The organism is Bdellovibrio sp. GT3 (genome assembly GCF_037996765.1).
Classification (GTDB): domain Bacteria; phylum Bdellovibrionota; class Bdellovibrionia; order Bdellovibrionales; family Bdellovibrionaceae; genus Bdellovibrio.
The window spans coordinates 83,505-107,994 of sequence record NZ_JBBNAD010000004.1; the positions used below are offsets into that span (position 1 = coordinate 83,505).

The following is a 24,490-nucleotide window of genomic DNA, read 5'->3' on the forward strand; positions in this document are numbered from 1 at the left end:
CCGGTTACAAGCCGGATGAAGGGCTGGGTACATGGCCAAAAAAACCGAAGCGGCATCTGATGGCATCAAGTTGGTCATCGTGGAGTCCCCGACAAAAGCAAAAACCATTCGCAAGTTCCTGGGCAGGGACTATGTGGTGGAGTCTTGTATGGGTCATATCCGCGATTTGCCGCAATCCGCAAAAGACATCCCTGAAAAAGTAAAAAAAGAAAAATGGGCGCAGCTGGGCGTGAACGTCGATAAAAACTTCGAGCCTTTGTACTGTGTTCCTAAAGACAAACTCAAAGTCGTAAAGAACCTGAAAGACAAACTTGACGAAGCCTCAGAGCTTTACCTCGCGACGGACGAAGACCGCGAAGGGGAGTCTATCAGCTGGCATTTGCTTGAAGTTCTAAAACCTAAAGTTCCAACCAAGCGAATGGTGTTCCATGAGATCACCAAGGATGCGATCCAAAAGGCGCTTAAAGACACGCGTGAGATCGACTTCAACCTGGTACGTGCACAGGAAGCACGTCGCGTATTGGACCGTTTGGTGGGTTATACGATCTCTCCACTTCTTTGGAAGAAAGTGGCCTACGGTTTATCAGCGGGTCGCGTGCAATCCGTGGCCGTGCGTTTGATCGTTGAACGTGAGCTTGAGCGCATTCGCTTTAAAAAGTCCTCTTACTGGGGTGTTTTGGCGGAACTATCCAAAGACGGAATCAACTTTGAATCCCGCTTGCAGCAATACAACAGCCAGCGTGTGGCAACCGGTAAGGACTTTGATGGTCTTACAGGTCAGTTGACCGCTGGAAAAGACGTTTTGGTTCTGGGTGAAAAGGAAGCTTCAAAACTTTCCTCTGATCTGAAAAACGGCGGCTGGATTGTTTCTGATGTCGAGGAAAAACCAACATTCAGAAAACCGGCGGCTCCTTTTATTACTTCAAGCTTGCAACAGGAAGCCAATCGTAAGTTGGGCTTGTCGGCGCGTGAGACCATGCAGGTCGCACAAAAACTGTACGAACAAGGTTTTATCACCTATATGCGTACGGACTCTACGTTCTTGTCTAACGAGGCTATCAACGCTTCTCGTGACTGCATTACGACGAAGTACGGTAAAGAGTATCTGACTCCGCAACCGCGCACGTATGCTGCTAAAAAAGTAAAGGGCGCCCAAGAGGCCCATGAAGCGATTCGTCCCGCGGGGACTCAGTTCCAGGATCCCGATGAGACGGGTCTAACGGGTCATCAATTTAAACTTTACGATTTGATCTGGAAACGTACGATTGCATCGCAAATGGTGGATGCTCGTCAAAAGCAAGTCAGTGCAAAAATCACGGTGGGTGATGCGATCTTCGGCGCCTCTGGTATGACGATCGAGTTCCCGGGGTTCTTGCGTGCTTACGTGGAAGGGTCGGATGATCCTGAAGCTGATTTGGCCGAGCGCGAAGTGCGCTTGCCGGCACTAAAAGCCAAAGACTCTGTAAAGTGTATGAAATTGGATCCGACATCCCATGAAACCAAACCTCCAGCACGTTATACCGAGGCAAGCCTTGTACAAACGATGGAGAAAGAGGGGATCGGTCGTCCGTCCACTTACGCATCTGTTATCGGTACAATCATCGACCGTGGTTACGTTCGTAAGGGCGGCACAGCTTTGATCCCGACCTTCACTGCGATGATCGTTTCAAAACTTTTAAGCAGCTATCTGACTCAGTATGTGGACTTGGGCTTTACCTCTGAAATGGAGCAAAGCCTGGATCATATCGCCGATGGCGACCTTGACTGGGAAAGCTATCTGGCTTCCATCTACAAAGGCCCTAAAGGTCTGCGCGCGATGGTTGATAATCAGGAAGCGAAAATTGATCCGGATGAAGCGCGTACGATGTCGTTGGAAGGCATGGATAAATATAAATTCCACGTCGGCCGTTATGGCGCTTACCTGACAACGAAACGTGATGGCGAAGACGTGAGTGCTTCCGTACCGGACAACGAATCTCCAGCGGACATCACTCCGGAGATCGCAGAGAAATTGATTGATCAAAAAATCAATGGTGCGGATGCCTTGGGTAAAGACCCTAAAACCGACGAGCCTATTTACGTGCTAAGTGGTCGCTATGGACCTTATGTTCAATTGGGAGATGTGTCGCCTGAAAATGACAAACCAAAACGTGCGTCGCTTCCGCCGAACATGCAACCAGAACAGGTTGATTTGCAGACGGCGTTGGATCTGTTGTCATTGCCAAGAAGCTTGGGTGATCACCCGGGCACAGGTAAAGACATCAAGGCGGGCTTGGGTCGTTTTGGTCCATTCATCGTTCATGACGGGGACTATCGTTCGATTCCAAAAGGCGAAAGCGTGTTGAACATCACGTTTGAACGCGCGATGGAAATGTTGAGCCAACCTAAAAAAGGCCGCGGTAAAGCCGCAGCTCTTCGTGATTTGGGTGCGCATCCTGAAACGGGTGAAGTGATTCAGGTTTTCAACGGTCCATACGGTCCGTATTTCAAGAGTGGTAAGGTCAACGCTTCGTTGCCAGAGGGAGCGACTGTCGAGTCGGTCACACTGGAGCAAGCCGTAGCAGCCATCAACGAAAAGGGGCCTGCGAAGGGCTCTAAAGGAAAAGGCAAAGCGAAAGCTGCCGCAAAACCTAAAGCTGCGAAAGCCGCCAAAGGTGAAGCAAAAGCCGCCGCTCCGAAAAAGAACCTGAAGAGTGCGGAGTCAGCGAAAGAAAAAGCCCAGGCATTGGGTGTTAAGAAAGTCGTGACCCGTAAAAAGAAGTAGAAGGTAAAAGGTACGCCGTACTTTTTTAAATATTCAAAATCAAAAACCCACATCTTGAACGAGGTGTGGGTTTTTTTATTCCGCATTGAGGTCAAAGTTGACAGTTTGGCTGGTGCTGGGCTTTACACTTAAACAGGTCGTGGTACCATGAATTTCACGAGGGAATATGAAGACCTTATTTCATTCAATGCTGATTTTAACGTCTCTGGGGGTATCGGTCATGGCCGGGGCCCAATCCCAATCCCAGTCCAAAGCTCAAAAAGAATGTGTGACGACGGTTCGGGTGCGATCCATGTCCATCTCGTCATCCGAGGCTGAAAAGCTTTGCACCGGGGATTATCAGGAAGTGGTGAACTGTGCTGTGACGGCCAAGCAGACATCCATGGGTTCCATGGATGATGCCTTGAAAAAGTGCCGGGGCGAGATGGGTCTAAAGGCAAAAGAACAGCCGGAGGCTAAAGCCGTGACCGATACCCCTAAGGCGGGACAAGGGCCGGTGCAGGTTCCGGTGGAGTCCATGGCTCCGGACGTGGAGAAAGCTCAGGATTCGACCACTGAAGGCTCCAAGAAATCCACTGAAGGGTTTGAAGAGCTCTAGACAAAGCCCCCTAACCAAATGCTGACTGGACAGGAGGGGAGAGCCTGTCTAACTAGTAGTCAGCATCATTGAAAAAAAGAAATTAGTGCAGGGCTCTTTCGTGCCGGTCGAATTTTTGTTAGATTCTAAATCCCGTACGAGGATAGTGTTCCATGAGTGAAGATCAAAAAACCAAAGGCCAGCTCGATTTAGGAATAAATCGCACTCCAGAGAAAGATAGAAACTTTCATCTGGGCGGCCGTAGTTTTTATTTCTTCGACTTCGATGACAACATCGCCTTTTTGACGACTCCCTTAATTCTATTTCACAAAGAAAACCGTGCAGAGCAGATGATCTCCAGTGGGGACTTTGCCCAGTTCAATTCCACAATCGGAAAAAGTGGTGTCTACGCGGATTTTGAAATCGATTTTTGTGACGTGACAGGTACCTTCAGAAATTTCCGCGATCACTCTATCAGCGATGTGGAAAAAATTGCGGGTAAGCGGCAGGTCTTCGTTCAGGATGTGGCGGAAGCATTGGGCTTTCCGGATTTTCAGTGGAAGGGGCCTTCTTGGGAATGCTTCTATCACGCGACTTTCAATCAACGTCCTTTGTCTGTTATCACAGCGCGCGGTCATCATCCTGATACTTTAAAAGACGGCATCAAAGTTTTCGTTCAAAACAAGGTTTTACCTTTAGAGCCAAACTACCTAAGCCTGTATCCGGTCAGCCACAAGCCAACGCGCTTATTGTTGGGTGACACTGAATATTCAGAAGGTACGGCAGAGTTAAAACAACGCGCGATCCGTGCGAGTGTTGAAAAAGCCATTGAGACTTATGGATATAATGCGCATCACCGTTTTGGTATGTCTGATGATGATCCAAAGAACATCGAGTTGATCGTTCAAGAAATGACTCGACTAAAGGCTAGGTTCCCGGAGATGTCTTTCTTTATGATCGAAACCCAACACGGTAGCTTCATTAAACATGAAGTAAAAGTGGGCGGACTTCAGGGACAAAAAGTTGAAGACCTCTCTCAACTGTCCTTTTTTGAAGACGACCGACGTAAGTCTTAAATAATCTGACAGTCCTAAATTGCTCCCTCCAATAACAAATAGAATGCTCTGGGAAAAATTCCTGCTAATCTTAAGTGATTAGAACGCTCTCGCCGGGGAGTTAAGGAAGGACCATCATGAGTTCAATCTCTAAGGGAATTAAGGGTTTAATTGTTGCGGGTTCACTCGCAGTTTCATCTGTTGCTGCCGCACAATTAAAAGACGGCTTGGAATGCCGCTACATTTCAGTTATCGAACAGGGTTTCCTGGCAAATCACGTGAAGTATTCAGATCGCAATGCAGAGCTTGCGAATCGTGTTACTGAACAATATCTAAAAAGACTGGATCCATCAAAAATCTATCTCACTCAGGCAGATGTGGATGCCATCAAAAAAGACATGTCCAATGTTTTTGAAAAAACCAAAAACAGAGACTGTACGTTCCTGGATAAGGCGCAAAAAATGGTTCTGGAAAGAGTTCAGGATCGCGCGAACTTCGCAAAAAAATACCTGGGCAAGGATTTCAAGTTTGAATCAAACACAGAGTTTGCATTTGATCCGGATAAAAAGCCTTGGCCAAAGAATGGCGATGAAGCCAATGAATACTTGAAGAAATACATCCAGTTCCAGATCGGTAACTATCTTGCAACTGATATGAAGATTGATGAAGCCAAGAAGAACGTAGAGAAAAACTATGAGCGCGCAGTAAAACGTACTCAAGAGACAACTCAGGACGATCTTCTTTCCGGTTATTTGGATTCTTTCGCAAGAGCGTTGGATCCACACTCCAGCTTCTTCTCTCGTGATGTGCTTGAGGATTTTGAAATTCAAATGCGTTTGTCTTTGGAAGGTATCGGGGCGACTCTTTCCTCTCAAGACGGTTTCACTGTGGTTGAGGCATTGGTTCCAGGTGGAGCTGCTGCGAAGTCTGGTTTGATCGAACCTCAGGATAAAATCATCGCGGTCGGCCAGGATAAAGGCGCGATGGAAAACGTGATTGATCAGGATTTGAAAGACGTAGTTAAGAAAATCCGCGGTAAAAAAGGAACTAAAGTTCGTTTGACGATCCTGCGTAAAGCGGGTGAAGGCAAAAAACGTTTCGATGTCACTTTGACTCGTGAAAAAGTGAATCTTGAAGACGAGGCGGCTTCCATCACGTATGTTGATAAAGAAGTCGGCGGCCAAAAGAAGAAAATCGGTATCCTGAACTTCCCAAGCTTCTATGCTGACTCTCGTCGTGGTGGCAGATCTTCTGCAACTGACATGAAAGTTTTGATCAAAGAAGCAGTGGCTAAGAAAGTGGATGGCCTGGTGTTGGATCTTTCCAACAACGGTGGTGGTTCTCTTGAAGACGCTGTTAAAATCGCAGGTTTGTTCTTCCAAACAGGTAACGTGGTAAAACAATCCTCTAAAAACGAAGGTCGTGCTGAAGCCGCTCTTCGTGACACAGACGCAGCAGTTGATTGGAATGGACCACTGGTTGTTTTGACCAGCCGTATTTCTGCATCTGCTTCCGAGATCGTATCCGGAACTTTGCAGGATTATAAACGTGCCGTGGTAGTTGGTGGAGATCACACTTACGGTAAAGGTTCTGTTCAATCTGTATTGCCGATTCCAAATGACCTGGGTGCGATCAAAGTAACTGTGGGCATGTTCTTCGTGCCATCAGGTAAATCCACTCAACACAGAGGTGTGGATGCCGACATCGTATTGCCGGGTCCATTCAGCACTGATGACATTGGCGAGAAATATATGGACTACTCATTGCCGCCAAAAACGATTGAGGCCTTCATTTCTCCGGATGCATTCGTAAAAGAAGGTTCCGGGGCTTGGAAAGAAATCAAACCGGAATGGTTGAAGCAAATGTCCGAAAGATCAGCGGACCGTGTGGCTAAATCTGATGATTTCAAAAAAATCGTGGATGAGCTGAACAAAGCCAAAGCGCGCGGTAAAGTGATCCGTGTCAGCGAAGTGCTAAAAGATAAAAACGAAAAAGAGAAAAAAGAGAAAGCCAAAAAAGTAGCAAGCAAAGCGAAGAAGACTGAAGAGTACCTGAAACGCCCGGATATCCAAGAGGCGACGAATGTACTTCTTGATCTGATTCAGCTTGAAGACGGCAAAGCCCTTCCGGCAATGCCTAAGCAAGCGAACGCTAAATAGTTTGCCGCTAGATTTGACATGTTAGTTGTTGTTGAAAGCCCGGGAAACCGGGCTTTTTTTTATTTGCACTCTGTGGGCAGTAACTTGATGTGAGCTTTGATGACGTCATCGATGTACATTTGATTTAGTTCAGAAAGGCCTTTGCGCCATTTCAAATTGTTCTCGTTCATATGACCAAATAATTTGACGTAGCACTCCTGCTCGACAAGGACTTGATATATGCGGTCCTGTCTAAGTGCTTGGCGACTTGTTTTTATGTCGGAAATGATTTTATTAGCGTGGGCTTCGTAGTGAGGATCAGTGACTTTCACTTTTCCGCTTATGATGTCTTTGACTAGCTGATCTCTTTTGTAAACTGCATCGCTCCAGGCCATCGCAATTTTAATCCAACTTACTTTTTTTAACTTCTGACTTTTTACTTTTGCAGACACCAATAGCTTGTCGTCCCCCTGGAATGGCATCTGAACGTAAAAGCGAGTCAGTGCTTCAATCTCTGAAGTCGTTAAGCCCACTTCCAATACCTGATTGTTCATATTTCTTAGGCATTCATGAATGCCCAAGGCCTGAATATTTCTACTGTCCATTCCTTCCAGCATTCGCGCTGAAAGAATAATGGAATTGCCGAAATAGTATGCCGCAGGCTCTTGGATTTCTTTGGGGAAGCGCTCTGAATAGAAGTTGCGAACATTGGCTTCGGCCGTGCGAATTTTAATTCGAGGTAAATACAGGAATGATGTCACGGTCAGATTCTCACATCGTGTCCCTGCCAGCGCTGCAAACACCGGGAACTGCGCATAGTTGTCCACCATGGCTTGCAGGCCACCTTGGAATAGGTCTCCATAGAGTATGTATTTACCCAGCTTGGTAACCGGCTGTCGTTCCTTATAAAGACTGTTTTCAATGAAGCGATTGTATTCTGCAGGAGGCATGGCTTTGATGCGATCCAGGAATCTTTCGCTAGGGTGGATCAGGTCCACCAATTTAACCATGCCGTCAGCAACAACGACCATGCCGCCGCCGCCGCCAGAGATGCCGCCTTCGAATGAAGCGGATGGCTTCACAGACTCTTTGCGGACCTTGTCTTGGTATTCTTTTTCCGAGGTATTATCGTCGACCTTTCTGACTTCAGTATCAGGATCAAGGGCAACGGTGGTTTTCGCGGTGGCAAAGAGACTTAGGCATGTCATCAAAGACACGATCAATACTGGCATCAGTTTGGTAGTTGATCTTTGCATAGGGCCTCCAACTCAGAATTGGTGCAATATGAAGGCCCCGCCAATTTAACTGTGGGGCCAGGGCAGCGTCTCAATTCGAGACACTGCCAATTTGCGTTTGGGTACTGACGAAAAGCTCAACAAACAATCTTATTTCGTTATCTTTTCGCAGCTAAGAAGAACAAGATTCGAGCCACCAGATGACAATAGAATTTTTGAGCCATCGACATTGGCACCAGGACCTTTTTTTCCGTCAACGCGTTGGATATCAACTGTCCAGCTGCTTTTAAATTGAGCGATCGTGATGTCGCCCATATCTACTGGAGTTTGTGGTTTGATAGTGTAAAACGTGGCACCTTGAATTGAGTTGTCTGCAAGATCTGCAGTGTAATTTAATTCGTAGTTTTTGCCTTGAACCATAAGATTGCACTTATAAAGCACATTTGAATCAGTTGCTTGTGCAAATTGGGAAGCCAAAAGAGTTGCCGCGATTACTAGGGACTTTTTCATAAAAACCTCCTTTAGGTTTGTTTTGTGTTTTCGTTGAGCCGGTTCTACTCCGAAATGACGCAGCGCCACTAGGTGGAGTTTCTGAAATAGCTGGCGAGATGTTTAAGTGACTCACCATAAGTCATGTATCTATTAAGAATTACTTGGTATTTGTGGTCTTGTGTTTTTCCGGCCTAGCCTTGTGGGGATGGCATTTTATGCCGAAATAGGGGTATGAGCGAAATTATCACACCCAGTATCTATTCGTTTAAAGACTATAAAAAGTATCTGCAAAAGTGGATCGAGTCCCATCCGATGAAGGGGCGTGGGATTTCGTCTGCCATCGCAAAATCTTTGCGAACCCAAACGTCGTTTATTTCCCAGGTCTTATCTGGCGATCTGAATTTCAGCAGCGAGCAGGCGTTGGATCTTGCGCTCTTTTTGAAACTGAACGAAGCGGAAACCGAGTATTTGTTAGTGATGGTCTCCTATGCGCGAGCAGGCTCTGCCAATCTTCGCGCGCGTCTTAAGAAGCAGGTAGAGACACTGAAAGAGCTTGGTATGAAGGAACGGGTGGCAAATTATGCAAAACATGAGCTGTCACCAGAGGACCAATATGTCTATTACAGTGCCTGGTATTACGCGGTCATACACATTGCCGTTACCCTGCCCGGGTTGAGCAATAGCAAGGCCATCGCACATCGTTTGGGATTGTCGGAATCTTTGGTAAAAAAGGTTCTGGAATTTCTTCTGGCGAAAGATCTGGTTCGAAAGAACAAGGATGGTACATACGTGAACGGCAATATGCACCTGCATTTGCAGTGGGATTCTCCGCTACAGGCTCGGCATCACTCCAACTTTCGCATGTTGGCTATGAACAGTGTGGTGAAGGGATCTTTATTGGAGGACCTGCATTTTTCTTCGGTCGTGTCCCTGGCGAATGAAGACTATCAAAGCATTCGCGATGTAATAAGCAAGATGATTAAAGAAGCTCTTCAGAAAATTGCCGCTTCGGAACCTGCGGAAGAGCTGGTTTGCTTCAACTTGGATTTCCTTCGAATCGGGAAAGACGACTAGCTATTTACAGTCGTAACTCATGTCCAGTTTCGTGCCCTCAGTTAGTGGAGCCGCGAAGTGAAGGACATTCCCACTCACAGAGTAATTCTTGATGATTTGGCCATCCACGGCCACCGTCAACGTTTGCAGATCAGGGTCACATTCCAGGCTGATCTGTGAGAGGGAGTTGATAATTTTGTCTTTAAAAGTATTTAAGCTTGTCGCGAAGTTTGCATCGCAAATGCTGCCGACGCCACCTTGAGTCAGGTTCGAGAGATCATTGTATACATAGCCCGCGTGACTTGGGGACGTATCCTGATCTTGAGTCATCTCGCAGACAGAATCACCGGGTTTCACGATGATTGAGTTGAAGGTAAAACGCACATCTTCACCAAAAACAGTTTTGGTTAAGGCGACCAGGTTAGCCGGCTGGTCTTCAGCTTCGAGTGGTTGATAGGCAGTAGCACTGTCCTTGGCTTTTACATTGGATTGATCTCCACCGACAGAACGTTCGTCTTCGTCTGAGATCAGGATCACCGATTTGGCAGCGCCATCTCGGTAGCAGCCATTACCGACATTTAGAAAATTCGCATAAGTCGCTTTGATCCCACGTTCATCACCCGAAGCGCCGCCACCTATTTGCAGAGTGTCCACGGTGGATGTGAAGATCGAATTCATGTTGGTGGTGCCCTTTTTCAAGACCCACGGAGAAACCCCGCTGAGCGGAGAGTACTGCGCCCAAGTGAGCGGCATACCCCAATGGTAAGTGCCAGCTGAGTCAGGCAAAGCCTTGGTAGTGGTTAAGCACATCTGCCAGTCGATCTGACTGGCTTCCAGTGAACCCATAAAGTCATTCATGGAGGCCGCAAGCTTTTTCAGATCTGCAAGCATCGAGTTGGAATCATCCATCACCAATAAGAAGTCGACTTGTTTGTTGCCGGCTTTTACCACATCGGAATAAGTATAATCCGGAAGTTTTTGTGGGGGAGTCGGGCTTGGGTTTGGTGTCACCAAAGAAGCGTTATCAGGAATTTTAACAAACTCCATCTTCGCGCAACCCGCGCTGGCAACGGAAACTAAGGCGATAAGGTTCAAGATCTGGGATGATGTTTTCATATCCACCTTAACGACACATGGATTTTTAACTTGATGAAAAAACGGGCAATCAAGGATGAATGCGAGTGTGATTTTCGGTTTTACTGGATCATGGTCAGTCCGCAAAAACCGTCTCTGTCCAAGGGTTTGACGGTTTTTACGACTTCAAAGCCTCAGTATCCCAGATGGGGAGGAGCGATTTTTGAAGGTTCGTGATGCATGATCAGATTGTGGGCCGCATTAGTATGTTTAGTCCTTTCCTTGAGTGCAGCCAATGCCAGTGCCTTGTCGGCCTTGGATATCATGACTTTTGCGGATTCATTTCAGTGTCAGGATAAATTTCCCCATCACAGCTTTTGCGAGGCTGTTGAATTCAAGCCATGGACGGAGCAGGAAAAAGCCGTGGTGGGTGCTTATCTGGCTAAAATCAATGACCCGCGTTTGCAAGGAATTCTAAAAACCATCCAAACCGGTGGTATCACCAAAATTCATCGGGTGTCTCATTCCGCCCGCTGGTTTAACAATCCACAGTTTCGTCGTGTGGAGTTTGTTCGCTCGGCTGAAAAAGCTTTTCTGTGGGTGAATCCGGTGACCAACGTGATTGGTGTGACCGATTCATTTTTCACAGGAACTCCATTTATGGATCCCTATGCACAGGTGGATCGCAAGCAGATCAACATACTTCATGAGTTACTGCATGACTTTGACATTGCCACCAACCATGCATTTTCGATGGAAGTTTTTGAGCAAGCGGCTGGGTGGGGCTATAACGGCAAAGAGGCTGCGATTGTTGGCGTGGACTACGAACAGGTGAAGGCGGAATTCAAACAGGTGATGAGTCTGATGAAAGAAAAGCGCGTGGCCGAAGCCTATGCCCTGGATCGTGAAATGGGCCGAAAATATGGCTTCCCGACTTTGTATGCAATGACCAATCAGTTTGAAGGATTCGCGGAAGTGATTGCCTATGCGATCTTTGATCCAACTGCAGAGCAGTACTACTCCAAGGGACTGCAAAATTATTTGGAGACTGTTTTTCGCGCGACGTATCCGCTATAACCCAGGCTTTGGGCAAAGCGGCCTTCTATTTTGAAACCCACTTCAGTAAAAATCTCCCGCATGCGGTTTTCATCCATAGGGTGGAATAAGTTGCGAAGCCTTCCAGGAAGGTCGCGGAGCTGTGGCATTTCCAGGCCCTGTGTTTTTGCCCAGTAGTAATTACTGGCGATAAATATTTCACCGACACTATCCGACTGTTTCATCATGTCAGCAAAAACGAAAAGAGCGCCCGGTTTTAGATGCGTCGCCACTTTTTTAAAGAACTGAAGCTTGCTGCCGTCGTCCGGCAAAAAATGCGAGACAAAGACTGACAACGCCACATCATACCCCTCCGTCGATGTGAAATCCTCAATCTTTGCCTCGTGCAGGTGAATTTGATTCTGAGATTTATAGATGCCAGTTTTCTGTGCGGCGATTCTATTCATCTCGGCCGATGGCTCGATGCCATCGATTCTCCACCCGGAATAGCGGCTGGCGACACGGACAATTTCCTCTCCAGTGCCAGAGCCCACCACCAGCATCCGGGCTGATGTTGGCACCTCGACATCCAGGACCGCGCTAATTAGTTCCTGTATTAGATTGTAACCCGGTATTCGCAGGCGAATATCGTGATCATATTGATTGGCGGTGTTTTGATCGAAGTGCTTCATCTGTTTATTTCACTTGGCTTAGATATTTATCCAAACGCTCTTTGTTCATCGCGAACTTTGGCAGCAATGCCTGACCGGCTTTTTTAACTTCGTCCAGGTTGGTTGGTTTACCCACTTGGATCACACCGATCATCGCCATTGGCAGGTGAGAGGTGCATTCATATAGATAAACGCCTTCCTCAGTAACTTTTGTGGTTACTTCCTTACCGATGGCACCCTTCCAGGATTTTGCACCCTTTGGAATTGAAACCGAAGTCACGTCGTGAGCGGCGTCCGTCGGCACGAATTTAATTGTATCGCCTTTCGCCGCTTTCAGATAAGCCGGTTCAAAGACCATGATTCCGTCTTTGCCATTGTTTAACATTTTAATAGTGTGAGTTGCGGCGAAACCTGTGTTCGCGGCAAGAGTCAGAGCTGCAGTTAACAGAAGTGATTTCATTGTTGAGTTCTCCTTTTGTGAGAGCAACCTAACACTTGAAATCACCAGAGACAAAAACTCAGACAACTGGCTTTCATCGCACTTTCAATTGATTTTCCAAAAATTAAAATTTGTAAAAAGTGCGAGTGAGAAATCAGAAATTACGAATTTTATAATAGATAAGTGCACTCCCAAAAGTGCAAAATGCTATCCACAGGTAACCTTTCCAAGTTCCCTTAAGATCGGCATCGCTCAGTTCCATTTGCGAAAACACGGCAATCACCAGATACCACCAAGCTATCAAGCCCCAGGAAAAATTCGGAAAATTCACAAAGCGGGGATTGTTGATAAATAGTTTTCCACCCGGGATCCAAAAGTAAAACACGACAGCACAGATAAGCGGGCCCACTATCAGCGGGGCGATACCAATAAAAAGCTCACCCATTTTAATCCAGATCTTAAAAAACCACGGCAGGGATCGCGGGCGGCTGACGACGTGGCCGTGGGAGCCATCTTTGGCTTTCCAGTCAAAAAGTTTGATGTCTTCGATCTGGTGTAAAAATAGAAAGGCCATGGCAGCGTGGCTGATTTCATGAATCATGATTCCCGGTGCAAAGATCAAATTAAATGCGTGCTGACCAAAAGTTTCAGAAAGTTTGATGCGCAGAAATCCTGAGAAATGATGCAATACAAATCCCGCTCCCAGTAGAATTCCGGAAATCTTTAATAGTTCCCAAAGTACATTGATGGAAAGTGCCAGCGTCGGATAGGTGTATTGCATAGAACTATTCTAGCGGTGGCGACTGCTTTGAAAAGACCTGTTTTGCTCTGAGTGCGGCTGCGAACGCTTTTTCTGCCCATTGGCGGCTGGCGCAGGCATGTCGTTCTGCCTTTGCACCAAGCTCAATGATGGCTTGGTTGATCTCTTGAATGCTCTTCTTTTGAGCAGATTTTTCAGTGAGCTCGGAAGCCTGACTGGATTCATATCGGTAAACCATAATGTCCTCCAATAGGTTCATTCTCGCGGGGGAATGTTGCGCGAATGTTGAGGATATCAATGTGATGCGTCAATTAACGGGAAAAAGGCAGACAATTTCGCCTGTTCTCGCTTAGATAGGGGCCTTGATTTATGTGACTAAAAACCGTGGAGAACTGAGTACATGTCTAAAAAGACCACTGTAAAACCAGCTGCCAAAAAAGTGACTGCTGCAAAAGCAAAAGCTCCGGCAAAAGCTGCTACCAAATCCGCTGCGAAGTCTTCTAAAAAAGCTACACCAAAGAAATCTGATTTCGGTGGCTTGTCTGAAGAACTTTTGTTGAGCATGCACGACCTTATGGTCAAATCCCGCGTTCTTGAAGAACGTGTTATCAAACTTTACAAAGCCGGTGAAGGTTACTTCTGGATCGGTGGTCCGGGCGAGGAAGCTTTCGGCGTACCATTGGGTCTATTGGCTCGCAAAGGTAAAGGTCTTGAACACGACTGGTTCCATCTTCACTACCGTTGTACTCCAACGATGGTGGCGCTGGGTATGCCAATGATTGAAGCGGTTCGTTTGATGATGAACCGTGTGACAGATCCATCAACAGGTGGTCGTAACTTCGCAGGTCACTATTGCTTCCCTCAGTGGAACGTAGCTCCTGTTACTTCTCCTATCGAAGTTCAATACCCAATTGCTTGCGGAACTGCTCACGCACAAAAACGTGCGGGTCACAAAGCGATCTCTATCGTAACTGGCGGTGACGCTGGTACGGCAGAGGGCGAATTCGCAACATGCTTGGTATGGTCTTCCCGCAAAGGCCAGGAGTTGCCAGTGTTGATCACTGTGCAAAACAATGGCTTCGGTATTTCCACTCCTTACGATGGCCAACACGGTGAAACGCATATCGCGGACCGTGCAAAAGCTTTCAACATCCGTTCACGCGTGATCGACGGAACTAATCCAGTTGAGACATACATCGCTTTGAAAGAAGAAATGGACTACATCCGCAAAACGGGTAAGCCATCTTTCCTGGAAGTAAAAACAACTCGTTTGTATGGTCACTCCTCTGCAGACGGTGCGAACCGTAAGACAGATCTTTTCGATCCGGTTTACAAGTTCCAGGAAAAATTGATCGCGGCGGGTATCTTGACTGAAAAAGCAGCGGCAAAAATCTGGGAAATCTACGAAGAAGAGGGCATCAAAGCCCAAGAACAAGTTCGTGGTGAGCCAGGTCCTACTTCTGAATCAGTTTGGGATCATGTCTTCGTAAATAATGAAAATGCTGATTGGAGAAAATTCTAATGGCAAGCGTAGCTCAAGCAATCAGAATGGCCCTTCACTACGGTGAAAAAAACATGGGCGTTAAAGACATCTTCGGTCAAGACGTGGGTGCTCCACTAGGTGGTGTATTCACGGCGACTCAAGGTTTGAAAACTGCATGGAACACTCCACTGGACGAGCGTGGTATTATCAGCATGGCGATGGGTATCGCGATGACCGGTGATAAGTGCGTGGCTGAAATCCAGTTCGCAGATTATATCTTCAATACGATCGACCTTTTGAAAATTGCCGGTAACACTTTGTGGTGCACCAACGGTCAGGTTCAATTGCCAATGGTTGTGATGACTCCAGTGGGCGCGGGGATCTTTGGATCCGTTTACCACTCTCACTCTTTCGACGCTTGGGCATCTCGTTTGCCAGGTTGGAAGATCGTGATGCCATCAAATCCACTGGACGCTTACGGCTTGATGCTGGCAGCGATTGAAGATCCAAATCCGGTTCTTTACCTAAAATCAAAAGCATTGATGCGCCATAAAGGTGATGAGTTGATTCCGGGTGAACCAGCGGACGAAAAAACTTTGAAATCCATGATCGATAAGCCAGTTCAAAATTCCCAAGGTTGGAAAGCGAAATGGCCTGAACTTGAAAAGTACATCGTACCAATCGGTAAAGGTAAGATCACTCACGAGGGTGAGCACATCACTGTAGTTACATACAGCCGCATGGTGCACCTGTGTGATGAAGTGGCTAAGAAGTTGGCTGACGAAGGTATTTCTGTCGAAGTAATCGATCTTCGTTCCATCTACCCATACGACTGGCAGATGATTAAATCTTCCGTCGAAAAAACAGGCCGTGTGTTATTCGTGAACGAAGACACTGAAGTGACGAACTTCGGTGAGCACTTGGCTTACAGAACAACTCAAGAGTGCTTCTACAGCTTGATGGCGCGTCCGCGAGTACTAGCAGGTAAAAATCTGCCAGGTATCGGTTTGCATCCAAACTTGGAAAAGAACTCTGTTCCTCAACATCATGACATTGAAACTGCGATCCGCGAGATCGTGGCTGAGGTTCCATAGATATGGCAAAAAGAGCAGGGACTCACACCAAGAAGGTTCGCCGTCGCGTTGCCAAGAAGAGCGGTAAAACGCAATTCGACAAGTACGAGCTGTATCACAAGGCTGTACAGTCGGCTGAAAACGACGTCGTGTTCATCACGAACACTTATAAGGAGCTTAAGAAAAAAGCTCCACGAATCTTCCGTGAGGACTTCTGCGGGACTTTTGCTCTGTCTACGGAGTGGATCAAATTGGATCCAAAAAATCAGGCAATCGGTGTGGATTTGGATCCAGAACCAATTGCTTATGGTAAATCCCACTACCTAAGCAAGATGCGCCCAGATCAGCAAAAGCGCATGAAAGTCATCGAAGGCAACGTGATGGACCCAAGCCTTGAAAAGGCCGACATCATCGCCGCGATGAATTTCTCGTACTTCTGCTTTAAGCAAAGATTCTTGCTGAAGAACTACTTCGCCAATGCTTATAAGACGCTAAATAAAGACGGCATCTTCCTGGTGGACGTATTCGGTGGCAGTCAGTGCTATGACGCTATCGAGGACCGTATTAAGCACAAGGATTTCACTTACTATTGGGATCAGACCAACTTTGATCCGATCTCTAACGAAGCTTTGTTCCACATTCACTTCCGAGTGGGTGGCAAGAAGATCGAGCGCGTATTCACTTATGACTGGCGCTTGTGGAGTATCTCTGAGATCCGCGAAATCATGCACGAAGTGGGCTTTTCAAAAAGCCACGTTTACTGGGAAGGAACTGCGAAAGACGGTTCCGGAGACGGTAACTTCACCCGTGTCGATCATGGGGAAGCCTGTGAGTCCTGGATTGCTTACGTGGTTGCTGAAAAATAGTTTAAATGAAAAACCCCACCGCGAGTGGGGTTTTGTTTTTTAGTGAATAAGATCTCGTAAATCAAAATACTCGCCCAGTTCCATTTTTTCCTGTGAATACCAAACAGTTTTTAGAGCGGGATGGTTTGTTGCAAACTGCATGAGGTATTCCTCGTAGGCCTCTTGGGTTTTGATTGCATCCTCCATCTGATAATAGAGAGATTCTGCCTTCCTGGCCGTAACCCGGGAATCGTCAATTGGATCGTATAAGTTTACTGCAATTTGTTGAATAGCTCCCGGTGCAAATTTATCGGAGCCATTCACAGCAAGATATTTAAAGAAGTTTGTTGCCGGAATATCCCCGACGTAGACCGGTCTTTCAGCCATTATCCTGCGGGTAAGGTGTTCTATATATGAAGTTCTCAGCGGAGTCTTTAGTAGTAAAGGGACGCTGTTTCCTGCGTTACTGATGAATCTCAGCAGCTCATGAATCTGTAGAGCGCATTGATCCTGGTCGGACAGGGCTTGATACATCTGCGAACTTACCAACAGCGTCTGGCGCGGGACACTGCCTTTGATGGTTGGCTGAATCGCATAGGAAGCAATAGGGCGTTGATAATCCACAGGGAGGGTCGTGCTCATTAGGTTGCTTGATGGTAGTTGAGTCACTTCCCAAACGCTTCCGACTCCTGAAGGGGAGGGAAAAACAACCTTGGTAAGATGCAGGCTGCTCAGGTTCAGAGGCAGATCTGTCATAACAACGACAAGTTTTATGTTTTCAGGCTTTAGATATTGCAAAAAGATGTTGTCCTGGCGACTCAATTTCTTGACGGCGCAGGCGAAGAATTCTTTGTTGGAAACAAAGGTGCCTTTATTTGAAACCAACGGGCCCTTGCTGGTCATGATGTCGCGGTAACTGTCTTTGTGAAAACGGACAATGCGAGCTGAGTCAGCCACCGCAAGATCCAAAAGGCGCAGTTGTCCGTTGCTGTTTATTACTCCCACGCCACCGCCGCCATCAAGGCCCGGTCCGCCAAGGGAGGTCAAAGCCTGTTTTGGTGGCGTCTGTTTCGGGTTTACGGTAGAGATGCGCTTTTTCTCGGCGACCACACTGATGGCCTCCTGACGACGCCAGTTGGCCAACGCCTGGGAAATATCGACCTTGGATTTCGTTTGCGCGAATGAAGACAGAGGCGCGGCAATCGTCACAAGGGCGCATAAAAGTTCGACAGTCTTTGTTCTTAGATTGGCCATAGTTTCACTCTCAAATTGGGCTAAGTTCCTGTCCTTTGAAAATGCAAATCCGGGACCATTTTCAGTCCCGGATCCTTATGGCTTAATTTCGTAAATTAATGATTATTTTACGCGTAAAAAACGCATGTCAGCCGCTCTAACGTTTATTGTTTTGCAAAGTACTGGTGATTGAAAGTATCCGAAGTTCGTTACTTGGCTCAGGTCGATCGCCATTGCGAAGTTTGAAAGACGTTGAGGGTAGTGGCTGCATGTGCCGGTTGCATTTAGAATGTTGTTGCGTACCTCGAATGCACCTTTGCATCTTGTGGTTGTGCCACCCGATTTTTGAAGTAAATAAACCTCGCCTTCATTCGTGAAAGTAACAAGGTTTTCGTCGCCCGGTTCATTGGTAGGGCCTTCAATTTTGAATGTACCGACAAGGTTTTCCAAAGTGTCAACGCCACCGTTAGCGAAGCTTTGAGAAGCCAATAGAGTGACCAAAACGGTAAGTCCAAATTTCGTGATAGATGATTTCATAATCTTTCCTTTGTTATAGTTTTTAAATCGTTCAATTTTGTTCAATTTCAAAAGTTCAATCAGTCTTGCATTGAAATAGTTCTGATCGCGTCGTCGTTCCTGTCTTGATCTGATGTGAGGATGATAATGCTTTGCGTTAGCGAGTTCGATATTGTAGTTATAATCAAGTAACCTATAAAATAGCCGATAAGGTAATATATATTCATAACCTATTGATATTAATGGATTATAAATGTCTAAAAACTTTGACATATTCACCCAAAATGACACCTCAAAGCTATTGAGAAGCTTTATAGCCTCGCAACCCCAAAAGGGCCGCGGCCTGGTCAAGAAGCTGGCCGAGCATCTGGGGGTGGCATCACCCCAGGTAAGTCAGTTTTTGTCGGGTGTGAAGACGATTACGATGGATCAGGCCTATCTTATTGGTCGCTACTTCTCGTGGTCCGAGATTGAAATGGAGTACTGGCTGACACTGGTGGATTGGGAGAGGGCTTCTCACCACGAAGTGAAAAAGCATTTCAAAAAGAAACTGGAATCGTTGAAACAGGAATCACTAAAGGTGAGTAAGGCCGTCGCGGCAACCACTGAACTGAGTGATTCTGACAAAGGGCAGTTTTACTCTTCTTGGATCTATTCGGGAATTCGCTTGTTCTGTTCTATGGGAAATGGAAAGCGCATTGAAGAAATTCACCAGGCTTTTTCCGAGTTCCCGGTGGGTGACCTTAATATCGTGGTCGAATTTCTGTTGCAGCGGCAGCTGTTGAAAAAAACTGGATTGCTTTATGAAATGGGCACACAGCGAACGTTTGTACCGAAAGGCTCACCATTCTTAAAGCAGCATCAAACCAACTGGCGTCTGCGCGCGGTCGATCGCTCTAATTTCATATCTGACGAAGAGTTGATGTTCACGGCCCCCATGTCAATTTCAGAAGCGGGTTTTAAAAAAGTACGTCGGGAGCTGCAGGATTGGATCAAGCATATCTCTGACAACTTGGTCAGCTATGGAGATGCTGAACAAGTTGCGTGTTTAAATATTGATTTTTTTAGAGTCGATCATCCTGATAAAGGCAAAAAATAAGTAAGTTGAAATCTATTGGTTGTCCTTGGTGCCGAGTGCTTGTTTGATGTCCTTCATAACCACACTGGCCTTGCGGCCGAATTGGCGGCAGGCCGGCGAGGCGTCAACCAGGCGATAGGTGATTTTCAGATCCCAGGTGTCCTGGCGCTCCCAATAGACGCGGTCGTATTTGCAAATAGCACCATTGATATAAACTGAAGCGTTTTCTGCGAACTCAAGCCCTGTGCGGTTGGTGGTGAACACACGGCAAGCAGTCAGTTCACACATACGAATGTGGTCTTTGTCCGTATAGAATACCTTGGGCTCATTTTCATCTGAGACCGCACTGGTTTGTTGATCCAATTGGAAGGATCCCACGGCAACGGCCTTACAATCATTTTGTTCAAGCACCAACACATGGTATTTGCCAGCCACCGGGCGAAGTGTGGAGTAAGAACCTGTAAAGCCAACGCAGGCCTGTGAAATGCCAGCGGCACACATCATAAATGAAAATACCAAAATCGCTTTCACCCGGACCTCCTGCTTATACAATTCATGTAGCCACGAGAATTCTGCTGTGTCAGGCTTAAATAGAGGATTATCCGATGCAAAAAACATTATTCCTACTAAGTCTGCTTGCTGCTTCCGTTACTTCTGCTGCTAACTGCCCGCAGCTGACGGGGTTGTATCAGATGGCCGAGGGAGCCGTGGTAAAATATGAAAACGACAGTTGTGATCGATTGATTCGCTGGTCAGGATTTACGACCAAAAAAGGCGAGATCGTGATTTCGCCGGAAAAAGCGGTTTATGTGCTGGATGGAACTCCGCTATGCACGCACCAAAGATGCCAAAGCCCGGTGATTGCCGACAATGGAATTCGGTTTTCATTAAACTATGATGGTTACGTGAAATCCAAAGAGCACGGTCTGTGCGTGCACCGGGAATATACGATCTCGATCAATGCTGATGGAAATCTGCAAACTGCTTATCTTGTTCGCGACTGCGATGATGGATTCAGCGGGAAGACCACCAAGGTTTTCCCCCGATTGCCGAATCAATAATAAAACTATTTAAAATCAGCTTTCATAAACAGCGGAGTCAGCGTCACGCCGATTTCCTGAAGCTTCGGCTCTGGGAACGCAGGGCCGCGATGGATCACGCAAAGCACGTGAGAGATCTCGGCACCGATCGAACGAAGATCCGCAGTGGAGAGTACCACTTGACCACCGGTGGTGACGACGTCTTCAATCACCAAAACTTTTTTGCCCTTGATCTCAAGTCCTTCAGCAAATTTGCAAGTGCCGTACTCTTTCGCTTCCTTGCGCACGAACACACAGGGGATGCCGGTTTCCAATGACAAAGCCGTCGCAATTGGAATGCCGCCCATTTCCAGTCCCGCCAGTACTTCGGTCCCTGGAGGAATCAAGGAGACCATTTGTTTGGCGATTTCACGAAGCAAGTGGGGCTGAGCTTCGAAGCGGTATTTATCAAAGTATTCGTTTGAGATTTGGCCAGAGCGAAGTTTGAATTCACCGGTCAGGTGAGCAATGTCATAGATTTTTTTTGCGAGTTCTGCGCGAGTCATGAAACCTCCGAGGGCAATACCTTCGGAAGAATACTTTGGAATTATTTAAGACTTTGTTCAAGCCAGTTTTTAAAAGAATCGTTGATTGATGCAACATTCAAAGCCATCACGCACGGAACGTCGTAGGGATGAAGCTCCAGCACGCGGGATTGCAGATTTTTGCCTGCGTCACGGCCTTCAATAGTTTTTAAGATAAGGATAAACTCGTTTGCAGTTTCTATTTTCCCTTCCCACCAGTACATCGAACTCATTCCGGGAATGATGTTCGCACAACTGATCAGTTTTTCCTGCAATAGAGTGCGCGCGATGTTTTCGGCGCTCTCTTTATTGGGACAGGGGATGTAATAGATTTGCATAAATAGGATTAGCTCTTACGAAGCTTTTGTTTGCGCAGCTGCCATTGTTCCAAAGCGAACTTACGCATGTCTTCCACGGAATCAAGCTCGTCGACGATTTCCACGCCCAACAATGTTTCCACGGCGTCTTCCAGACTCACCAGGCCGGCTACGATGCCGTATTCATCAACAGCAAGGGCAATGTGCTCTTTTTCTTTGATGAAATAATCCAACACCTGAGACACGGTCATGCGCTCGGGGATTGAGGAGATCGGAGTCACCAATTCGCCAACCAATTTTTCATGCAGATCGTTAGAAAGTGCTTCGTGAATTTTATAACGGAAAGTCATGCCGACCACATTATCCAAGCTGCCAGAGTAAACTGGAATACGGGAAAAACGCAGGGGCTTGTACTTAGTGAAAACTTCCTCAACTGTCAGGTCCTTATCCAATGCAAAGAACACCGATCGGGGAGTCATGATATCGGAAACATAGATCTTATCCAGCATCAGAAGATTCTTGATGATGTTGGATTCTTTGCCTTTCAGAGTGCCTTCTTCTGCACCCATTTCGGCTGTCATCAGGATCTCTTCACGAGTGACTTCCGGGTCTTCGCTGCGACGTTGGAAAATACGGCCCAGGTATTCAGACATGATCACCAATGGATACAAGCAGAGGATCATCAATTGAATTGTGTAAGCCGTGAACGGAATCAAAGCTTTCCAGTGAGCAGCACCGATGGATTTTGGAATGATTTCGGAAAGTACAAGGATCGCAAACGTCAGGATGAAGGAAGCAGCAGTCACTGCGCTTTCACCGTAGATTTGCTGCACTTGATAAGCGATCGCCGAAGAACCCAAGGTATGGGAAAGAGTGTTCAAAGTCAGGATCGCAGAGATCGGGCGATCCAGGTTTTCTTTTAAGTGTTCAAGAAGCTTGGCGCTGCGACGGTTTTCACGAACCAGGACTGCGATGTAAGCCGAAGTCGAAGTAAGCAGGGCTGCTTCCAGCATTGAGCAAATAAACGAAACAGTTAATGTAACGATAAAGAGGACTATAAGTAATGTCATAGGTGATTGATCAGATTTCTATAGATAGGAGACAATGTAGATGGCCTAGGCCTGTGGTATTCCATTGGGGTTATAATAGCATACCCCTCGAGGAGGCTGTCTATAACGCGCAGGGCCAGATTGCTCAGGTGTACTTTATCACAGCTGAGGGCGGACTTTTGACCTTTGGGACCGGTCTACTTAGACTTTTGTCGTACATCAAAGGGGACTGAAATGTTTAATTCGATCTTATCTAGTGTGGTGGTCTTTATGGCTATGACGTCAGCAAATGCGGCAATTAAAACAGAAAGCGTGGATTACAAAGAAGGTAAAACGGCTCTGGAGGGATTCATGGCTTACGATGATTCCATTAAAACTCCAAGACCGGCGGTATTGATCATCCATCAATGGATGGGTGTTACTGACAACGAAAAAATGCGTGCGCAAATGCTGGCTGAAAAAGGTTACGTGGTTTTGGCGGCAGATATTTACGGTAAGGGCGTTCGTGCAACTTCTCCCGAAGAGGCAGGCAAGCTTGCAGGTCAGTATAAAAATGATCGCAAGTTGTTCCGCGCTCGTGGACAGGCGGCTTTTGATTTGTTGAAGAAAAACAAAATGGTTGATCCAAAACATATCGTCGTTGTTGGTTACTGCTTCGGTGGAACAGGCGCCCTGGAGATGGGGCGTGCAGGAGTGCCAGCCGCTGGTTTTGTGAGCTTCCACGGTGGACTTTCAAACCCAACTCCGGCTGATGCGAAAAACTTTAAAGCACCAGTCCTCGTTGCTCACGGAGCTTTAGATAAAGGTGTAAATCCTGAGGTGATGCCCTTCATGAAAGAAATGGACGACAATAAAGTCGACTATCAATTCATCTCTTATTCAGGTGCCGTTCACGCCTTCACGCAAAAAAGTTCCGGCAATGACCCTAGCAAAGGTGTCGCCTACAACGAAAAAGCCGACAAGCGCTCCTGGGCCCACTTCATGGACTTCCTAGCTGAAGTCGCCCCCATCAAATAACCCAAAAGGTACGGACTTACCTGCAGCGGTAAGTCCGTACCTCAATCTGTCATATCAAAAGTTAATTTCCAGCCGGTAATAACGCGTAATTGCTACCAAAGGTGTGTCCGTACCTTTGCCGATCTTGCCAAATGAGTCTTGTGTGATATGTAGGAGCCTTCAATAAATCTTTGGAGGTTCCGAATGAAAAATCTTGGTTTGGCTTTGGTTGCGGCAGCTTTCTTGGCACCGTTCACAGCATCGGCATTCTATCAATCTCAAGCGTCTTTGGTTTCTGCAGTTCCGGCAGAAGGTTGCGATCCTCGTGAAGAATCTTACGAGTGCAGCGGTAATGGCGGTTCGTTTGATGGTGGCGGTTACGGTAACGGTGGTTACGAAGATGGCAGCCGTCAGGATAACGACGGTGGACACTACGATGGTGGTGGCTATGGAAGCGATACCGATGAAGACGGTGGCTACTACGGTGGTAACGGATACTAATTCAATTTTGAAAAGTTGAAATAAGAAAAGGCAGCTCTAGGGCTGCCTTTTTTTTATGGTCTGCGCTCGTCACGACGCTCTTTGCGTTCCTCGATGAAGTCCATCACGAGCAATGCAACAGCACTTTCCAGGGTTCCGGTGGCGCGCTTTTGATTTTGTTGCGTAGCTGGCTTTTGCTCAAACCCCAGACTCTTCATCCAAGTCTTGCTGCTCAGGGAATAAATCAAAACTCCCACGGCAACGACGGTCAGTACAAGGTAAACCATCATGCCACCAGAGACATGGAACTCTTCATTCTTATCCAGCTGAGAAGCGATCGATGCGATAAACAATGACAGCCCTACGCAACCCAGCGCCAGCGAACCAATCACCGCCACCAACAAAGTGGTGAGTGAACGCACGCGCATGGCCAGTTGTTGTGAGAAAGCCTCCGCTGGTTCTTTAATCAAACCTTTGGCGTTGCCCAACAAAAATGAAAGTAGAGGCAAAAGAAATTTCATCAT

Annotated in this window: 27 protein-coding genes; 13 read left to right on the forward strand and 14 right to left on the reverse strand. The window is 46.8% G+C overall.

Going from position 1 to position 24,490, the window contains the following annotated elements; translation table 11 throughout:
- Positions 1-31 precede the first annotated feature (31 nt).
- From topA to AAAA73_RS02050, 4 genes are all read left to right on the forward strand, one after another.
- Complete coding sequence (topA, locus tag AAAA73_RS02035; protein WP_340596484.1) at positions 32-2,764, forward strand: type I DNA topoisomerase; 2,733 nt, start codon at positions 32-34, stop codon at positions 2,762-2,764.
- Between the two features lie 166 nt (positions 2,765-2,930).
- On the forward strand, positions 2,931-3,362 hold the full coding sequence (locus AAAA73_RS02040) for a hypothetical protein (protein WP_340596485.1): 432 nt from the start codon (positions 2,931-2,933) through the stop codon (positions 3,360-3,362).
- 152 nt (positions 3,363-3,514) lie between these two features.
- On the forward strand, positions 3,515-4,417 hold the full coding sequence (locus tag AAAA73_RS02045; RefSeq protein ID WP_340596486.1) for a hypothetical protein: 903 nt from the start codon (positions 3,515-3,517) through the stop codon (positions 4,415-4,417).
- 116 nt (positions 4,418-4,533) lie between these two features.
- Positions 4,534-6,555: a S41 family peptidase gene (locus tag AAAA73_RS02050; protein ID WP_340596487.1), complete on the forward strand. Its 2,022-nt coding sequence runs from the start codon at positions 4,534-4,536 to the stop codon at positions 6,553-6,555.
- A gap of 59 nt (positions 6,556-6,614) precedes the next feature.
- Here the strand turns inward: AAAA73_RS02050 and AAAA73_RS02055 are convergent, their stop codons facing one another.
- Both AAAA73_RS02055 and AAAA73_RS02060 read right to left on the reverse strand, forming a co-directional pair.
- Positions 6,615-7,790: a hypothetical protein gene (locus AAAA73_RS02055; RefSeq protein ID WP_340596488.1), complete on the reverse strand. Its 1,176-nt coding sequence runs from the start codon at positions 7,788-7,790 to the stop codon at positions 6,615-6,617.
- Between the two features lie 129 nt (positions 7,791-7,919).
- Entirely contained in the window at positions 7,920-8,279 is a 360-nt protein-coding gene (locus AAAA73_RS02060; RefSeq protein WP_340596489.1) for a hypothetical protein, read from the reverse strand.
- Positions 8,280-8,492: 213 nt separating this feature from the next.
- Here AAAA73_RS02060 and AAAA73_RS02065 point away from each other — a divergent pair, with 213 nt between their 5' ends.
- Positions 8,493-9,335 (forward strand): TIGR02147 family protein, encoded by an 843-nt coding sequence (locus AAAA73_RS02065; RefSeq protein WP_340596490.1) that lies wholly within the window; start codon positions 8,493-8,495, stop codon positions 9,333-9,335.
- On the opposite strand, the gene AAAA73_RS02070 is transcribed toward AAAA73_RS02065, so the two are convergent.
- The gene (locus AAAA73_RS02070) at positions 9,336-10,430 is read right to left on the reverse strand and encodes a vWA domain-containing protein (RefSeq protein WP_340596491.1); all 1,095 of its coding nucleotides are present in this window, start codon (positions 10,428-10,430) and stop codon (positions 9,336-9,338) included. It lies immediately after the preceding gene.
- 198 nt (positions 10,431-10,628) lie between these two features.
- Between AAAA73_RS02070 and AAAA73_RS02075 the strand changes: the two genes are divergently transcribed.
- Entirely contained in the window at positions 10,629-11,465 is an 837-nt protein-coding gene (locus tag AAAA73_RS02075) for a hypothetical protein (RefSeq protein WP_340596492.1), read from the forward strand.
- Here AAAA73_RS02075 and AAAA73_RS02080 read toward each other — a convergent pair.
- From AAAA73_RS02080 to AAAA73_RS02095, 4 genes are all read right to left on the reverse strand, one after another.
- On the reverse strand, positions 11,426-12,115 hold the full coding sequence (locus AAAA73_RS02080; RefSeq protein WP_340596493.1) for a class I SAM-dependent DNA methyltransferase: 690 nt from the start codon (positions 12,113-12,115) through the stop codon (positions 11,426-11,428). The two genes, AAAA73_RS02075 and AAAA73_RS02080, sit on opposite strands and share 40 nt — an antisense overlap.
- Before the next feature lie 4 nt (positions 12,116-12,119).
- Complete coding sequence (locus AAAA73_RS02085) at positions 12,120-12,554, reverse strand: pseudoazurin (RefSeq protein ID WP_340596494.1); 435 nt, start codon at positions 12,552-12,554, stop codon at positions 12,120-12,122.
- A 133-nt stretch (positions 12,555-12,687) separates the two neighbouring features.
- Positions 12,688-13,314: a hypothetical protein gene (locus AAAA73_RS02090; RefSeq protein WP_340596495.1), complete on the reverse strand. Its 627-nt coding sequence runs from the start codon at positions 13,312-13,314 to the stop codon at positions 12,688-12,690.
- Between the two features lie 4 nt (positions 13,315-13,318).
- Positions 13,319-13,531, reverse strand: coding sequence for a hypothetical protein (locus tag AAAA73_RS02095; RefSeq protein WP_340596496.1), 213 nt, complete (start codon positions 13,529-13,531; stop codon positions 13,319-13,321).
- 162 nt (positions 13,532-13,693) lie between these two features.
- Here AAAA73_RS02095 and AAAA73_RS02100 point away from each other — a divergent pair, with 162 nt between their 5' ends.
- From AAAA73_RS02100 to AAAA73_RS02110, 3 genes are read left to right on the forward strand one after another with little or no spacing between them, the layout of a single operon-like run.
- Entirely contained in the window at positions 13,694-14,815 is a 1,122-nt protein-coding gene (locus AAAA73_RS02100) for a thiamine pyrophosphate-dependent dehydrogenase E1 component subunit alpha (RefSeq protein ID WP_340596497.1), read from the forward strand.
- Positions 14,815-15,870 carry an alpha-ketoacid dehydrogenase subunit beta gene (locus AAAA73_RS02105; RefSeq protein WP_340596498.1) on the forward strand — a complete coding sequence of 352 codons (1,056 nt, stop codon included), beginning with the start codon at positions 14,815-14,817 and terminating at the stop codon, positions 15,868-15,870. The genes AAAA73_RS02100 and AAAA73_RS02105 overlap by 1 nt, the downstream gene beginning before the upstream one ends.
- Positions 15,871-15,872: 2 nt before the next feature.
- Positions 15,873-16,715 (forward strand): class I SAM-dependent methyltransferase, encoded by an 843-nt coding sequence (locus tag AAAA73_RS02110; protein ID WP_340596499.1) that lies wholly within the window; start codon positions 15,873-15,875, stop codon positions 16,713-16,715.
- A 39-nt stretch (positions 16,716-16,754) separates the two neighbouring features.
- Here the strand turns inward: AAAA73_RS02110 and AAAA73_RS02115 are convergent, their stop codons facing one another.
- Together AAAA73_RS02115 and AAAA73_RS02120 are read right to left on the reverse strand one after the other, a co-directional pair.
- A complete protein-coding gene (locus AAAA73_RS02115; protein WP_340596500.1) occupies positions 16,755-17,948 on the reverse strand; it encodes a hypothetical protein in 1,194 nt (397 codons plus the stop codon).
- Positions 17,949-18,050: 102 nt separating this feature from the next.
- Entirely contained in the window at positions 18,051-18,464 is a 414-nt protein-coding gene (locus AAAA73_RS02120) for a hypothetical protein (protein WP_340596501.1), read from the reverse strand.
- A 232-nt stretch (positions 18,465-18,696) separates the two neighbouring features.
- Between AAAA73_RS02120 and AAAA73_RS02125 the strand changes: the two genes are divergently transcribed.
- Positions 18,697-19,542, forward strand: a complete 846-nt coding sequence (locus AAAA73_RS02125) for a TIGR02147 family protein (protein WP_340596502.1) — start codon at positions 18,697-18,699, stop codon at positions 19,540-19,542.
- Between the two features lie 12 nt (positions 19,543-19,554).
- On the opposite strand, the gene AAAA73_RS02130 is transcribed toward AAAA73_RS02125, so the two are convergent.
- Entirely contained in the window at positions 19,555-20,052 is a 498-nt protein-coding gene (locus tag AAAA73_RS02130) for a hypothetical protein (protein WP_340596503.1), read from the reverse strand.
- A gap of 74 nt (positions 20,053-20,126) precedes the next feature.
- Between AAAA73_RS02130 and AAAA73_RS02135 the strand changes: the two genes are divergently transcribed.
- Positions 20,127-20,582 carry a hypothetical protein gene (locus AAAA73_RS02135; protein WP_340596504.1) on the forward strand — a complete coding sequence of 152 codons (456 nt, stop codon included), beginning with the start codon at positions 20,127-20,129 and terminating at the stop codon, positions 20,580-20,582.
- Positions 20,583-20,587: 5 nt separating this feature from the next.
- Here AAAA73_RS02135 and pyrE read toward each other — a convergent pair whose 3' ends face one another.
- From pyrE to AAAA73_RS02150, 3 genes are read right to left on the reverse strand one after another with little or no spacing between them, the layout of a single operon-like run.
- Positions 20,588-21,106, reverse strand: coding sequence for an orotate phosphoribosyltransferase (pyrE, locus tag AAAA73_RS02140; protein ID WP_340596505.1), 519 nt, complete (start codon positions 21,104-21,106; stop codon positions 20,588-20,590).
- 41 nt (positions 21,107-21,147) lie between these two features.
- Positions 21,148-21,462 (reverse strand): divalent-cation tolerance protein CutA, encoded by a 315-nt coding sequence (gene cutA, locus AAAA73_RS02145; protein ID WP_340596506.1) that lies wholly within the window; start codon positions 21,460-21,462, stop codon positions 21,148-21,150.
- A gap of 8 nt (positions 21,463-21,470) precedes the next feature.
- A complete protein-coding gene (locus tag AAAA73_RS02150; RefSeq protein ID WP_340596507.1) occupies positions 21,471-22,511 on the reverse strand; it encodes a hemolysin family protein in 1,041 nt (346 codons plus the stop codon).
- Positions 22,512-22,724: 213 nt separating this feature from the next.
- Here AAAA73_RS02150 and AAAA73_RS02155 point away from each other — a divergent pair, with 213 nt between their 5' ends.
- Both AAAA73_RS02155 and AAAA73_RS02160 read left to right on the forward strand, forming a co-directional pair.
- Positions 22,725-23,507, forward strand: coding sequence for a dienelactone hydrolase family protein (locus AAAA73_RS02155; protein ID WP_340596508.1), 783 nt, complete (start codon positions 22,725-22,727; stop codon positions 23,505-23,507).
- Positions 23,508-23,690: 183 nt separating this feature from the next.
- Positions 23,691-23,987 (forward strand): hypothetical protein, encoded by a 297-nt coding sequence (locus AAAA73_RS02160; RefSeq protein WP_340596509.1) that lies wholly within the window; start codon positions 23,691-23,693, stop codon positions 23,985-23,987.
- Positions 23,988-24,040: 53 nt separating this feature from the next.
- On the opposite strand, the gene AAAA73_RS02165 is transcribed toward AAAA73_RS02160, so the two are convergent.
- Positions 24,041-24,490, reverse strand: coding sequence for a hypothetical protein (locus AAAA73_RS02165; protein WP_340596510.1), 450 nt, complete (start codon positions 24,488-24,490; stop codon positions 24,041-24,043).

What these genes read in the sequence shown, in the direction of transcription:
- topA (WP_340596484.1), top strand. Translation starts at nt 32, where the DNA reads ATGGCCAAAAAAACCGAAGCGGCATCTGATGGCATCAAGTTGGTCATC.
- AAAA73_RS02040 (WP_340596485.1), top strand. Translation starts at nt 2,931, where the DNA reads ATGAAGACCTTATTTCATTCAATGCTGATTTTAACGTCTCTGGGGGTA.
- AAAA73_RS02045 (WP_340596486.1), top strand. Translation starts at nt 3,515, where the DNA reads ATGAGTGAAGATCAAAAAACCAAAGGCCAGCTCGATTTAGGAATAAAT.
- AAAA73_RS02050 (WP_340596487.1), top strand. Translation starts at nt 4,534, where the DNA reads ATGAGTTCAATCTCTAAGGGAATTAAGGGTTTAATTGTTGCGGGTTCA.
- AAAA73_RS02055 (WP_340596488.1), bottom strand. Translation starts at nt 7,790, where the DNA reads ATGCAAAGATCAACTACCAAACTGATGCCAGTATTGATCGTGTCTTTG.
- AAAA73_RS02060 (WP_340596489.1), bottom strand. Translation starts at nt 8,279, where the DNA reads ATGAAAAAGTCCCTAGTAATCGCGGCAACTCTTTTGGCTTCCCAATTT.
- AAAA73_RS02065 (WP_340596490.1), top strand. Translation starts at nt 8,493, where the DNA reads ATGAGCGAAATTATCACACCCAGTATCTATTCGTTTAAAGACTATAAA.
- AAAA73_RS02070 (WP_340596491.1), bottom strand. Translation starts at nt 10,430, where the DNA reads ATGAAAACATCATCCCAGATCTTGAACCTTATCGCCTTAGTTTCCGTT.
- AAAA73_RS02075 (WP_340596492.1), top strand. Translation starts at nt 10,629, where the DNA reads ATGATCAGATTGTGGGCCGCATTAGTATGTTTAGTCCTTTCCTTGAGT.
- AAAA73_RS02080 (WP_340596493.1), bottom strand. Translation starts at nt 12,115, where the DNA reads ATGAAGCACTTCGATCAAAACACCGCCAATCAATATGATCACGATATT.
- AAAA73_RS02085 (WP_340596494.1), bottom strand. Translation starts at nt 12,554, where the DNA reads ATGAAATCACTTCTGTTAACTGCAGCTCTGACTCTTGCCGCGAACACA.
- AAAA73_RS02090 (WP_340596495.1), bottom strand. Translation starts at nt 13,314, where the DNA reads ATGCAATACACCTATCCGACGCTGGCACTTTCCATCAATGTACTTTGG.
- AAAA73_RS02095 (WP_340596496.1), bottom strand. Translation starts at nt 13,531, where the DNA reads ATGGTTTACCGATATGAATCCAGTCAGGCTTCCGAGCTCACTGAAAAA.
- AAAA73_RS02100 (WP_340596497.1), top strand. Translation starts at nt 13,694, where the DNA reads ATGTCTAAAAAGACCACTGTAAAACCAGCTGCCAAAAAAGTGACTGCT.
- AAAA73_RS02105 (WP_340596498.1), top strand. Translation starts at nt 14,815, where the DNA reads ATGGCAAGCGTAGCTCAAGCAATCAGAATGGCCCTTCACTACGGTGAA.
- AAAA73_RS02110 (WP_340596499.1), top strand. Translation starts at nt 15,873, where the DNA reads ATGGCAAAAAGAGCAGGGACTCACACCAAGAAGGTTCGCCGTCGCGTT.
- AAAA73_RS02115 (WP_340596500.1), bottom strand. Translation starts at nt 17,948, where the DNA reads ATGGCCAATCTAAGAACAAAGACTGTCGAACTTTTATGCGCCCTTGTG.
- AAAA73_RS02120 (WP_340596501.1), bottom strand. Translation starts at nt 18,464, where the DNA reads ATGAAATCATCTATCACGAAATTTGGACTTACCGTTTTGGTCACTCTA.
- AAAA73_RS02125 (WP_340596502.1), top strand. Translation starts at nt 18,697, where the DNA reads ATGTCTAAAAACTTTGACATATTCACCCAAAATGACACCTCAAAGCTA.
- AAAA73_RS02135 (WP_340596504.1), top strand. Translation starts at nt 20,127, where the DNA reads ATGCAAAAAACATTATTCCTACTAAGTCTGCTTGCTGCTTCCGTTACT.
- pyrE (WP_340596505.1), bottom strand. Translation starts at nt 21,106, where the DNA reads ATGACTCGCGCAGAACTCGCAAAAAAAATCTATGACATTGCTCACCTG.
- cutA (WP_340596506.1), bottom strand. Translation starts at nt 21,462, where the DNA reads ATGCAAATCTATTACATCCCCTGTCCCAATAAAGAGAGCGCCGAAAAC.
- AAAA73_RS02150 (WP_340596507.1), bottom strand. Translation starts at nt 22,511, where the DNA reads ATGACATTACTTATAGTCCTCTTTATCGTTACATTAACTGTTTCGTTT.
- AAAA73_RS02155 (WP_340596508.1), top strand. Translation starts at nt 22,725, where the DNA reads ATGTTTAATTCGATCTTATCTAGTGTGGTGGTCTTTATGGCTATGACG.
- AAAA73_RS02160 (WP_340596509.1), top strand. Translation starts at nt 23,691, where the DNA reads ATGAAAAATCTTGGTTTGGCTTTGGTTGCGGCAGCTTTCTTGGCACCG.
- AAAA73_RS02165 (WP_340596510.1), bottom strand. Translation starts at nt 24,490, where the DNA reads ATGATGAAATTTCTTTTGCCTCTACTTTCATTTTTGTTGGGCAACGCC.